General features: G+C 42.9%; 14 protein-coding genes. 10 read left to right on the top strand and 4 right to left on the bottom strand.

Annotated features, from left to right (window positions below):
• The gene (locus tag ACLI1A_RS17725; protein WP_411410027.1) at positions 1 to 741 is read left to right on the top strand and encodes a hypothetical protein; all 741 of its coding nucleotides are present in this window, start codon (positions 1 to 3) and stop codon (positions 739 to 741) included.
• A 26-nt stretch (positions 742 to 767) separates the two neighbouring features.
• Entirely contained in the window at positions 768 to 1,217 is a 450-nt protein-coding gene (locus ACLI1A_RS17720; protein ID WP_411410026.1) for a GNAT family N-acetyltransferase, read from the top strand.
• A gap of 138 nt (positions 1,218 to 1,355) precedes the next feature.
• Here ACLI1A_RS17720 and ACLI1A_RS17715 read toward each other — a convergent pair whose 3' ends face one another.
• Complete coding sequence (locus ACLI1A_RS17715; RefSeq protein WP_411410025.1) at positions 1,356 to 2,276, bottom strand: glycoside hydrolase family 25 protein; 921 nt, start codon at positions 2,274 to 2,276, stop codon at positions 1,356 to 1,358.
• Positions 2,277 to 2,285: 9 nt separating this feature from the next.
• On the bottom strand, positions 2,286 to 3,029 hold the full coding sequence (locus ACLI1A_RS17710) for a CDP-alcohol phosphatidyltransferase family protein (RefSeq protein WP_411410023.1): 744 nt from the start codon (positions 3,027 to 3,029) through the stop codon (positions 2,286 to 2,288).
• A 181-nt stretch (positions 3,030 to 3,210) separates the two neighbouring features.
• On the opposite strand from ACLI1A_RS17710, the gene ACLI1A_RS17705 reads away from it, so the two are divergent.
• The 6 genes from ACLI1A_RS17705 to der all read left to right on the top strand — a co-directional run bounded on the left by ACLI1A_RS17705 (position 3,211) and on the right by der (position 9,121).
• The gene (locus tag ACLI1A_RS17705) at positions 3,211 to 4,200 is read left to right on the top strand and encodes a PorV/PorQ family protein (RefSeq protein ID WP_411410064.1); all 990 of its coding nucleotides are present in this window, start codon (positions 3,211 to 3,213) and stop codon (positions 4,198 to 4,200) included.
• Positions 4,201 to 4,219: 19 nt separating this feature from the next.
• Positions 4,220 to 5,371, top strand: a complete 1,152-nt coding sequence (locus tag ACLI1A_RS17700; protein ID WP_411410022.1) for a DUF4105 domain-containing protein — start codon at positions 4,220 to 4,222, stop codon at positions 5,369 to 5,371.
• A gap of 59 nt (positions 5,372 to 5,430) precedes the next feature.
• Positions 5,431 to 6,174, top strand: coding sequence for a tyrosine-protein phosphatase (locus tag ACLI1A_RS17695; protein ID WP_411410021.1), 744 nt, complete (start codon positions 5,431 to 5,433; stop codon positions 6,172 to 6,174).
• Between the two features lie 4 nt (positions 6,175 to 6,178).
• Positions 6,179 to 6,589: a hypothetical protein gene (locus ACLI1A_RS17690; RefSeq protein ID WP_411410020.1), complete on the top strand. Its 411-nt coding sequence runs from the start codon at positions 6,179 to 6,181 to the stop codon at positions 6,587 to 6,589.
• A 227-nt stretch (positions 6,590 to 6,816) separates the two neighbouring features.
• Complete coding sequence (era, locus tag ACLI1A_RS17685; RefSeq protein ID WP_411410019.1) at positions 6,817 to 7,701, top strand: GTPase Era; 885 nt, start codon at positions 6,817 to 6,819, stop codon at positions 7,699 to 7,701.
• A 109-nt stretch (positions 7,702 to 7,810) separates the two neighbouring features.
• Positions 7,811 to 9,121, top strand: coding sequence for a ribosome biogenesis GTPase Der (gene der, locus ACLI1A_RS17680; protein ID WP_411410018.1), 1,311 nt, complete (start codon positions 7,811 to 7,813; stop codon positions 9,119 to 9,121).
• A 114-nt stretch (positions 9,122 to 9,235) separates the two neighbouring features.
• On the opposite strand, the gene ACLI1A_RS17675 is transcribed toward der, so the two are convergent.
• Positions 9,236 to 9,409, bottom strand: a complete 174-nt coding sequence (locus ACLI1A_RS17675) for a hypothetical protein (protein WP_411410017.1) — start codon at positions 9,407 to 9,409, stop codon at positions 9,236 to 9,238.
• 190 nt (positions 9,410 to 9,599) lie between these two features.
• Positions 9,600 to 10,292, bottom strand: a complete 693-nt coding sequence (locus ACLI1A_RS17670; RefSeq protein WP_411410016.1) for a DUF4397 domain-containing protein — start codon at positions 10,290 to 10,292, stop codon at positions 9,600 to 9,602.
• Positions 10,293 to 10,525: 233 nt separating this feature from the next.
• Between ACLI1A_RS17670 and ACLI1A_RS17665 the strand changes: the two genes are divergently transcribed.
• Both ACLI1A_RS17665 and ACLI1A_RS17660 read left to right on the top strand, forming a co-directional pair.
• Entirely contained in the window at positions 10,526 to 11,107 is a 582-nt protein-coding gene (locus ACLI1A_RS17665; protein WP_411410015.1) for a hypothetical protein, read from the top strand.
• A gap of 91 nt (positions 11,108 to 11,198) precedes the next feature.
• The gene (locus tag ACLI1A_RS17660; RefSeq protein WP_411410062.1) at positions 11,199 to 11,882 is read left to right on the top strand and encodes an NUDIX hydrolase; all 684 of its coding nucleotides are present in this window, start codon (positions 11,199 to 11,201) and stop codon (positions 11,880 to 11,882) included.
• Positions 11,883 to 11,891: the final 9 nt, after the last annotated feature.

The raw sequence follows: 11,891 nt of genomic DNA, 5'->3' as shown, positions 1-11,891 counted from the left end.
ATGAAACGAAGATTACGTATTCTTTTTGTGTTTTTATGCTTTTTATTGCTGGTCTCCTGCGGAAAAATGATTACAAAAGTGGCGGTGTCTATGTTTAAGCATAATAATCCGCATTATTTCACAAACGGTAACCGGAAAGTAATTTTCATCCCCATGATCCACATCAATAAACCTGAGTTTTATGATGAGGTGAAGCAGTTTAACGATTCGCTGCGCAATGAGGGCTATGTGTTTTTCTATGAGGGTGTGCGCTGGCCTAAGGATATAGACAGCCTTGAGCAGGACACTTACAAGCGTAAGCTTCGCAAAGTGCTGGGCTTTAACATGAGCAATTACCTTGATGCGAATAACAAGGACATGAAAAAGTACCAGATAAAAGGTGTGGTACACCAGTCGCCCAAGAATACGGGTATTGATATTGAAAAAGACATTCGCGCTGATTATTATATAGATTCTTTAATTGATAGATATGAGGCCGATAAAGGCAAATTAATACTTGATGACTACGATAAAACAGCCTCATTTACGAATAAGTATAAAGGAAAAAAAGTATCGTCATCAGACCGGGATTACCTGATGCTTACCCTGCGTAACAAGTACTTGGCAGATAAGGTAGCCGGTAATTCAGGCGATAAAATTGTTATATTATACGGTGCGTTTCATCGTAGTGGTTTTTTAGAAGAACTGAAATTGCGCGACTCATCCTGGAAAGAAGTAAAACGTGCTGAATATATAAAATAAGAACTTGTAACGTAATTTGATACCATATGCTCACCCTGAAACGTACCGATTCTACCGACCCTGATTTTATGCCATTGGTACAATTGCTGGATGCCGACCTTGCCATCCGTGATGGCGATGAACACGTCTTTTACCACCAGTTTAACAAGATCACCACAATTAAGCATGTAATCGTGGCTTACGATGGTGATATGCCCGTAGGTTGTGGCGCCATAAAAGAACTCAGCCAAGATGTTATGGAAGTAAAGCGTATGTATACACTGCCGGAACACAGGGGAAAGGGTATTGCGGCAGAGGTCCTTGCCGGACTGGAACAGTGGGCTGCCGAACTAGGTTATACCAAATGCATGCTGGAAACCGGCCTCAAACAACCCGAAGCAATAGCCTTGTATAAGAAGTGTGGCTACAGCCGGATACCCAACTACGGGCAGTATGCGGGTGTAGAGAATAGTGTGTGCTTTGAAAAAGCGTTGTAGAAATACGTTACCACCCCGGCTTTCAGCCACCATTCCAGGGTAGGGAAATGCCACTCTGCTGTTTGGGGTGTCACTATTTCCCTCCTTCGGAGGGGTGCCCGTAGGGCGGGGTGGTTTTTAAATATTCGTATCAGAAAACTATTGTATACAACAACCTTTTAAATCTTTCTTGCTGCCGTTATAGATATTAGCATCTACTTTGCCTTCTATGCCCAGTATAGCGGCCTTATCAGTAAATTGCCAGAAATCCCATTCCTTCCGTATATCATCGTTAAAAAAGCTGTAATTAGCTATCCAAAGCTTGTAACCCTTGAATTCGGTTTTTAAAAAATCGGTGTAAAAGCTTTCTCCACTATATATAATAGGCTTTACACCATAGTGTTCCTCTACTTTATCCAGCCAGCGTTTAAGTCCGCTTTTCAGGCTGTCCATGCTTTGTCCGTTGGGTATTTTTTCTATGTCCAGTACCGGAGGCAGGTCGCCTTTGCGCAGTGCTACGTGGGTTATAAAGTTATCGGCCTGTTTTACGGAGTTTTCATCGGGGCGGTAGTAGTGGTACGCTCCACGAATAAAACCGGTGCGCTTGGCATTTTTCCAGTTGCGTTTAAACTGGCTGTCGGCACCGTTGTTTCCGGCTGTAGCACGTATAAAAACAAAATCAAGCGGAAAATCGCCTTTACTGCGTTCTATGCTGTCCCAGTTTATTTCGCCCTGGTAATGCGATACATCAAACCCAAAAATACGGTCTTTATGTCGGCTTACAATTTCGTAAATGCGCAGGTCGGCTATCTTGCGTTCTTCTTTGGTAAAAACAGTAACAGGTTTGTTGTTTATCTTGTTAAAACCCAGGTAGGCCATAAAGCCGTGCCTGAAACGGTATAACCCTGTTACTGCAAAACACAATAACAGCATGTATACCGAATATTTTAGGATGCTTACAGGGGTAAGTACTTTCTTTTTGTTTTTGGCAGGCCTGCGTTTAGCCTGCGTAGCTGTTTTTACAGTACGCGTAGTGGTGCGCTTCACCGGGGTTACAGGTGTGCGTTTTGAGGCTGCCATATAAGTGTGTTATGCTTTATGCCAAATGTTTCGGGTAAGTACCGAAAGCAGTATGTACAGTATAATGATTAGCGGTATAGCTGCATATTGCAGGGTAAACATTAGTAGCACCGATAGTACAAGGAAAATAACCTGAACTTTGTTAGTCTCCCAGTTAAAGTATTTCAGCTTTAGCGAAAACAACGGTATGCCCGAGTTTAGCAAAAATGCGCTTACAAGGCTTATGCCTACAAGTACATAAGGACTGCTTAGCATTTCAAATACAAATCCAGTGCCGTCGCTGTTAGCTTGTATTACCGGCAGGCTCATGATAAGTAGCGAGTTAGCAGGAGTAGGTAAACCTATAAAAGAATCGGTTTGGCGGGTGTCTACATTAAATTTAGCCAGCCTGTAAGCCGACCCCAGGGTTATTAGGAAACCCGCGTATGGCAGTAGCCCAAGGTAAAAATTACCGCCTTCCAGGTTAAATTCTTCCTGCATATCTACAATGCCGGCAAGCATCTGGAAAATAGCAAGGCCCGGTACTACACCACTGGTTACCATATCGGCAAGTGAATCGAGCTGTAAGCCTATAGGGCTTGAAACCTTAAGTGCTCGTGCAAAGAATCCGTCCCAAAAATCAAAGAAAATACCCAGGCATACCCAGAAAAAGGCCATAAGCCAGTTAGTGTCGAAAGCATAAATAAGAGCAATAAGCCCCGAAGCAAGGTTAAGCAGGGTAATGAAATTAGGAATGTGTTTCTTTACAGACATGTCTTAAAATTTATACGCAAATGTAATACAATAAAGTTAATAGAAACGGAGTTTAGTAATTGAGATTTTTATGTCATATTTGCACAAAATAACCGTGTTGGGAAAATTACTGTCTGTCATAACTTTATTTGTAGCCTTAAGTGCCACAGCGCAAACCACCCGTAAATACTCTAACGAGTTTATGAGCATAGGGGTAGATGCCGCTGCGCTGGGTATGAGCAATGCCGTAACGGCCAGTACTGCCGATGTAAATTCGGGTTACTGGAATCCGGCCGGCCTTATGGCTGTAGCCGATAGTGAGGCATCTCTTATGCACGCCAGTTATTTTGCTAATATAGCGCAGTATGACTATGCTGCCTATGCTATGAATATAGACGACAGGAGCGCACTGGGAATATCGGTTATCCGTTTTGGGGTAGATGATATTATGAACACCACCCAGCTGATAGACGACCAGGGTAATATAGATTATAACCGCATCAGCCTTTTCTCTACTGCTGATTACGGATTTACGCTAAGCTATGCGCGTAAGGCACCCCTGGATGGTTTTACCTATGGCTTTAATGCTAAGGTAATACGCCGCATCATCGGTAAGTTTGCCAATTCATGGGGGTTTGGTTTCGACTTCGGGATGCAGTACCAAACCAAAAACGACTGGAAACTGGGCTTTATGCTGCGCGATATAACCACAACATACAACGTTTGGGCAATAGACGAAGACGAGTATGCCAAAGTAAGCGGAGCCGTGGCCGGACAAAACCAGGAATTGCCTGAAACTACAGAAATTACTTTGCCTAAGGCACAACTGGGAGCTTCAAAGAAATTTGAGTTTCATGGTGATTACAGCCTTTTGGCAGCAGTAAACCTTAATATGCAGTTTGCCAAGACCAACGATATTGTAAACCTGGATTTTGTAAGTATAGACCCTGCTATGGGTTTTGAGTTTGGTTACCTGGATATGGCTTTTTTAAGGTTGGGTGTAGGTAATTTCCAAAACGAGCAGCAACTGGATAACAGCCAGCGCCTTACTTTTCAGCCCAATATGGGGTTAGGGTTTAAATACCGCGGTATAGAAATAGATTACGCCCTTACCGACCTGGGTGACCAAAGTGCAGCCCTGTACTCAAATATTTTTTCCGTTAAGGTAGATTTGGGTATCTTTAGGCACTAAATACAACATCACAATCATCATGCGTACATTGTTAAAATTGCGGTTCCCGGTACTAATGTTACTACTGGTATTGCCGATAATTACCCGCGCCCAGCAATTGTCAGACAAAGCTTTTGTATCGTTGCTTACCTGTGGGCCGGGGCAGGAGTTGTACTCGGTTTTTGGGCATACTGCCATACGTGTGGCCGATCCTGCAACGGGACTTGATGTGGTGTTTAACTACGGCACGTTCGATTTTAGTACGCCAAATTTTTACCTGAAATTTGTAAAAGGAGATTTGCAGTATTTTGTATCGGCAGCTTCATACAATGATTTTGTATATACTTACGAATACTTTAACCGTGATGTTTTTGAGCAAAAGCTGAACCTTAGCCAGCAACAAAAACAACAGGTTATAGACGAGCTGGCACAGGCACTGAATTCGGATAAAAAATATTATACCTATAAGTATTTCGACCGCAACTGTACTACCATGGTCAGCGATGTTTTAGAGCATAACCTGCCTCAAAAAATATCCACAAAAAATACTGACGAAGGCAAAACCTATCGTAAAATAGTATGCGAAAGGCTGCATTACAGCTTTTACGAAAGCTTGGGTATTAACCTTATGTTTGGGATAAAAACAGATAACAAACTGCACAAGCTTTTTTTACCGGAGCAATTACTACAGGGTGTAAACAATACCACATTAAAAAACGGTAAGGCACTGGCCGAGCCTACAGAAACGGTTTTTAAAAGCACACAACAACTACAAATGTCATGGTGGAATAATATCTACACTTTCGCACTTGCCTGTGTAGTTTTGATTGTTTTGTCTAAATACATTTTCTTGCGCAGGGTGCTGTATGCGCTTTTTGGGTTGGTGGGCGTTGTGTTCTGCTTTGTAGGGCTGTATTCTTTCCATACCGAGGTAACCTGGAACTACAATGCGCTGCTGGTAAATCCGCTGTTTTTAGTGTTGCTGTATTTTAGTTTTGCACACAAGCCTGCTGCATTGCGCAAAACGGCTTTTGCTATTTTGGGCTGTTCGGCAGTGTATTTATTGTTTATGCTAAATAAGCCGCACCTGCTTTTGGTGCTCCCGTTATTAGTGACGGTGGTAGTGTTGCTGCTGCGTGAGTTGTACCCGCAACACAGGCTGTTTTCCCGCAAAGGGAAAATTACGGGTTAAGGCATTGCCCATTCGTGGTTTTCATTATTTTTGTAGAGTCACCACTAAACTATAAGCCTTTGTTTTCCTTCTTCAAGAAAAAAAGTACGGCCACGCTGGCCAGCCTTATCCCTCAGGGGTATGTAGATATACACTCGCACCTGCTGCCGGGCATAGACGATGGCGCTAAGGACGAGGCCGACTCGTTGTCGCTTATCAATTCCCTTAAAGAATATGGTTTCAGCCAGTTTGTAACCACTCCGCACGTGCTTACAGGGGTGTGGAACAACACGCGCGACGGCATTCTTGCCACAGAAGATAAACACAAGGAGTATCTGAGGCTTAACGGTATGCACGAACCTTTTAAGGCCGCTGCCGAATATCTTATAGACGATGTGTTCCTGAAAAGGATAGACCAGGAGCCGCTGCTTGCCATAAAAGGCGATTATGTACTGGTAGAAATGAGCTACCTGGCTGCGCCATTGCAGCTTTATGAGGCGATATACCAAATGCAGCTTAAAGGGTACCAGCCCATACTGGCACACCCGGAACGATACCTGTTTTACCACTTTAAGCAGGAAGAGTATGCCAAGCTGAAAAAAGCCGGATGTAAGTTTCAGGTAAACCTGCTTTCGGTTACGGGCTACTATGGTAAACACGTGTGCGATATTGCCCAGAAACTGCTTGATGAAGGCATGATAGACTTTGCAGGGAGCGACACCCACCACGAGCGCCATACGGCTGCTTTTTGTAACCCTGTGCTGCTAAAAGATACTGCACCGCTTATTAAAGCCATGGAAAATAACGCTATGTTTGGGGTTTAGGGTTATGAAGAAGATATTCTTGATTGTCTTTTTTATGTTTTTTATGGTGGGGTTTAAAAAGACTCCTATTCAGGAAGGATTTGCTGAAATTTTTAAGCACACCTGCTATAAAGACTATACAGTGTTTTTTGGAAAAATAGAAAAAGATACGGTAGCTTTTGTTGTCCAAAATGATATTTTGAGCGAATGTAGGCACCAATCTGTGAAACGCATTAGCAAACAGGGATTAGTTCAGATTTCGTCTTTGGATTTAGGTAAAGGAGATACGCTGTTGTTTGTTTATAAAACCACAAATGCCAATGGATTACGTAAAATTACTGTAGGCACTGGGGTGCCGGGTCAAAGTGATAAAAAATACATAAATACCTACTCTTCATTTCCATATCTTGTAAAGAGCTGTAGTTCTTTTAAATAAGGGAGTAGATATTTAAGATTGCCTTTCCCGATAAATAACAATACCTTTGTCCCTGTAATATAAAGGGACTGATTTAGAGTTCCATTTCGAGCGGAACGCAGTGGAGTCGAGAAATCTCTGTTATTTTCTTGATGCGGGATTTCTCCATTTCGCTTCGCTACAGTCGAAATGGAAAAGGGCTGTCCTGAAAAAGGGGCAGCCCTTTTTTATTAAAAAAATATACTGTTATGGCACATAAAGCAGGATTTGTAAATATAATAGGCAACCCTAATGTGGGTAAAAGTACGCTTATGAATGCGTTTGTGGGCGAACGCCTTTCTATCATTACCAGTAAGGCACAAACCACGCGCCACCGTATACTGGGTATAGTAAACGGGGAGGATTTTCAGATGGTGCTGAGCGATACCCCGGGTATTATAAAGCCGGCGTACGAGATGCAAAGTAACATGATGGACTTTGTAAAAACTGCTTTTGAAGATGCCGATGTGTTAATCTACATGGTGGAAACCGGAGAGAAAGAGCTTAAGGATGAGGCATTCTTTAAAAAGATTGTCAATGCCAAAGTTCCGGTACTGTTGCTTTTAAACAAGATAGATAAAAGCAGCCAGGAGCAGCTTGAGGAGCAGGTAGCACTATGGACAGAGAAAGTGCCTAATGCCGAAATTTACCCTTTAAGCGCCCTGGAGAACTTTAATGTGCAGAATGTATTTAACAGGATATTAGAGTTGTTGCCGGAATCACCGCCGTATTACCCTAAAGATGCACTTACCGATAAACCCGAACGTTTTTTTGTAAACGAAACCATTCGCGAAAAAATACTGCTGAACTACGATAAGGAAATTCCGTATGCGGTAGAAATAGAAACCGAGGAGTTTTTGGAAGAAGATGAAATCATCCGTATCCGTGCCGTGATTATGGTGGAACGCGATACCCAAAAGGGCATCATCATAGGCCACAAGGGTTCGGCACTAAAAAAAGTAGGCATACAAGCCCGGGAAGATCTTGAGAAATTCTTCGGGAAACAAATACACCTGCAAATGTTTGTTAAGGTAAACAAGGACTGGAGGAGCAATAACTTCCAGTTAAGGAGGTTTGGGTATAACCAAAAATAGTTTGTGTTAGTTTCAGGTTTAAAGTTTCAGGTTGCCACTCAGAACTTTAAACCTGAAACCTGAAACTTTAAACAAAATGACTACTTTTGCAAAAAATTAAAACAAGCTGATGAATAATATCGTAGCCATAGTGGGAAGGCCGAATGTAGGGAAGTCTACCTTTTTTAACCGTTTGATACAGCGCAGGGAGGCTATTGTCGACTCTGTGAGCGGTGTTACGCGCGACCGTAATTACGGCAAGAGCGAATGGAACGGAAAGGAGTTTTCTGTTATAGATACAGGAGGATATGTAAAAGGAAGCGACGATATTTTTGAAGGCGAAATCCGCCGTCAGGTGGAGCTTGCCCTTGATGAGGCCGATGTAATAGTTTTTGTAACCGATGTGGAAGAGGGTATTACACCTATGGATGAAGAGGTTGCTAAGCTGTTGCGTAAGGTAACCAAACCGGTTATCCTTGCCATAAACAAGGTAGATAACGCCATGCGCGAAAAAGACGCGTTTGAGTTTTATAACCTGGGCCTAGGTGATTATTACACCATTTCGAGTGCCAGCGGTAGTGGTACAGGCGAACTGCTTGATGCTATTATTGAAGCATTACCCGATCCGCAACCGGTAGACGAAAATGCTGAGGTACTGCCGCGTTTTGCTGTGGTGGGTAGGCCAAATGCAGGTAAATCGTCGTTTATAAACGCGCTTATTGGCGAAGATCGTTTTGTGGTAACTGATATTGCAGGTACTACCCGCGATGCTATAGATACAACTTACAACCGTTTCGGGTTTAAATTTAACCTTGTAGATACTGCGGGTATCCGCCGTAAGGCCAAGGTTAAGGAAGATCTGGAGTTTTACAGCGTTATGCGATCAGTACGTGCTATAGAGCACAGCGATATTATATTGCTGGTTATTGATGCTACACGCGGATTTGAAGGGCAGGACCAAAGTATTTTTTGGCTGGCTGAAAAAAACCGTAAGGGTGTGGTTATCCTGGTAAACAAATGGGATCTTGTAGAAAAAGATACCATGACTACCCGTGATTACGAAAGAAAGATACGCGAGGAGCTACAACCGTTTACCGATGTGCCTATCCTGTTTATATCGGCACTAACTAAGCAGCGTTTGCTAAAAGCACTGGAAACAGCAGTAGAAGTTTATGAAAACCGCAAGCAGCGTATAGCTACCAGCAAGCTGAACGAGCTAATGCTGCCTATTATAGAAAACAACCCGCCACCGGCACTAAAAGGAAAGTACATAAAAATAAAGTACTGTATGCAGCTGCCTACGCCTATGCCACAGTTTGTGTTTTTCTGTAACCTGCCGCAGTACGTAAAAGACCCGTACAGGCGCTATATAGAAAACCAGCTTAGGGATCATTTCAACTTTAGCGGAGTGCCTATTGATGTTTACTTCAGGCAGAAATAATAAAAACAGAAAAGCGAATAGATAACCTATTCGCTTTTCTGTTTTAAAAGCCGGCAAGGATAACTTGCCGGCCGAACTTAACTTAACACAAACTAATAGAATTTTTCTTTTTTGCTATGGTACTCTTACTACGGTTACGGGCCTAACCACCACAGGTGCCGGCCTGCGCACTACCACTGCGCGGGGAGGCCTGCGGGGCGCTACAACTACAGTATGTGTAGGAGCACATGATGGGAGTGCTAATGCTATTGCTATAAGGTATACGGTTTTCATGGCTAAGTTTTTCATGGCTTTTCATTTTTACGTTACTCAAATTTAAGAGCTTAGTCCTCTGTTAATAGCAAAATAAAGATGGGCGGGACAAATCAATGCCTAAACGGTACTGATGCTGTAATCTTTGGGCAGGCGTAAAACAAAGCAGGCTGCCTTTTGGGCAGCCTGAAAATAGAATAGTGATAATAACCTTTATAATATAGGTTTAATAGTTGCGGAGTTTTTTTACCGTAAAGGTGTCGTTACTGCTGGCAGCAGGAGAAACAAATCCCTGGGTATACACCGTGTATATGCCGCCGTTTGCAAAATCAAGGGCAGTAGCAGTGTATATGGTTTCGCCCGAAGCACTGTCTTTAAAGGTAATGTCGTAAGTACCCGATGCTACGCTCATAAAATCTGTAGCTTCTTTAAAGTCTACGCCTGTTGCAAAGGTAGCGGTAGTGCCGCTAATGTCTACCGATGCCGCATCCGGGGCCAGGTTAATAAACCTTACGTTAGCCGTGCCCGAAGCAGGGTACTCTAATGAGTCGCGGTAAGTAACCAGCTCTACATTTTCAAATGTGTTTACGGCAAAGGCACTAAAAAAATCACCGTTGTTTAGGGTAATGTCGTCTGTAGACAGGGTTTCGCCAGCACTGTTTTTTAAACTAAGTACACGGCTTCCGGTATAGAAGTTATAATATCCGGCTGCGTCACTGTAGTTTAGCGCATTATTATTTATCTGGTTTTGGTCGGCAAAAAAGAACAGGTCGCCACTTTCAGGGCTTGCATTTACAATAACACCATACGCTACGTTAGGGTAAGGGTTATAGTAATTGTCGTCATCATTAAGGCACGATGTAGCCAGTAAGGCCACAGCTATACCCAGCAACATCCTGGAGAAGAATTTTAAGTTCATAACATTGATCATTAATTAACATTACTAAGATGCAGCTTACCCTGTGTTGGTTGCGTGGCAGCTGTAATATTTAACTTTTTGACAAAGATATACAGATGCTGCTATATGTTAAATTATTAGATGCTTAAAAGGTGCAAAATAGGGGATGAGTGGGCAAAATGTATTTTTTCTGTAACCTGAAAGCAACCATTTCAGGTTTTTAACGTCTTTATTATAAATAATCATCAATCAATATGAAGAAATTAATCACTCTTATGGCAGCAATTGCTTTTGCGTCCTGCGCCAGCGACAACACTCAGCCGGTAGAAAACAGTGCCTCTAACGGAAATAAATTGCTGTTACTAAAAGTAGACCTGCTTACCAATGCCTTTGAAGGCGGAAAAGAACTGGAATTTTCTGAAGCGGAAACCTTTACTATAGGTACAGAATACCATCCGGCGGGCGATTTTGGCAGTATAAAGCTATCGTATCAGGAAACCGGGCAACCTATTTTTGCCGGTGATATCATCTGGATGGGGCTTGGCGAAATAAGCTACCCACAGCAATTTGACGCGCCATCGTCATTTACTACTATTGCAAATGAAGTGGCGCAGCCTGATGCTTCAGGTTTTGAAACCGTGCAGTACGACGAGTTTTCGTATTACCCCGAAACCATAGATTATGCAGGTATATGGAACGCCATAGACAACCTGCAGGCTGTAAAAAATTACCGTCTTGCAAATCCTGATACCAAGGTATACCTGTACTTGTACACGCCAAGTGTAGGTTTTGGCAATCCGGAGGAGTGGGACTGGTTTGTTATGATCAAGAATTAATTCGTAGTTGTAATTTTAGGTTGGGACGAGCTGCTTTAGGGCGGCTCGTCCCTTTTTTAGTATCTTTGTGTAATCAATACGCAAAACAGTGCTGCAAAACATCCGTATAGCGGTAGATGCCGTAGTATTCGGCTACACCGGAGGCAAACTTTATGTGCTGCTTATACAGCAGAAATTTAACGGGCAGGATCCTTACTGGGCTTTGCCCGGAGGACTGGTCCAGGACAATGAACCCCTTATAGATGCCGTAAAACGCGAGCTTATGGAAGAAACCAATGTTACCGTAAACTATATGGAGCAGCTGTATACGTTTGGCGATGATGTGCACCGCGACTCCCGTAACCGTGTAATATCGGTAGCGTATTTTGCGCTGATTGATGCATCTAAAACAACCGTAAAGGCCGATACCGATGCCGATAAAGTACAGTGGTGCGCCGTTGATGAGATCCCTGCTCTGGCTTTTGACCATAACCTTATTGTACAAGCGGCATTAGAGCGCCTGCGCGCCAAGCTTACCTACCAGCCTGTAGGTTTTGATTTACTACCCGAACTGTTTTTGTTTTCCGACCTGGAAAACCTGTATTGTACTATTTCGCAACAGGAAATAGACCGCCGCAACTTCCGAAAAAAGATTATGAGCTTCGGTTTTATTGAACAAACCGACCTGGTTTCCGAAAAAAAAGGTGGGCGTCCGGGCAAGTATTTTAAGTTCAATAAACAAAAATACAACGACTTAACCAAGGAGGGTATTTATTTTGAAATAAAGTTTGTGTAAAAATTACGC

This window comes from Flavobacterium sp. RHBU_3 (genome assembly GCF_046613565.1).
In the GTDB taxonomy this organism is placed as follows: Bacteria; Bacteroidota; Bacteroidia; order Flavobacteriales; family Flavobacteriaceae; genus Flavobacterium.
Note: the sequence above shows the minus strand (reverse complement) of the source record. Positions and strands in the feature narration are given on the sequence as shown.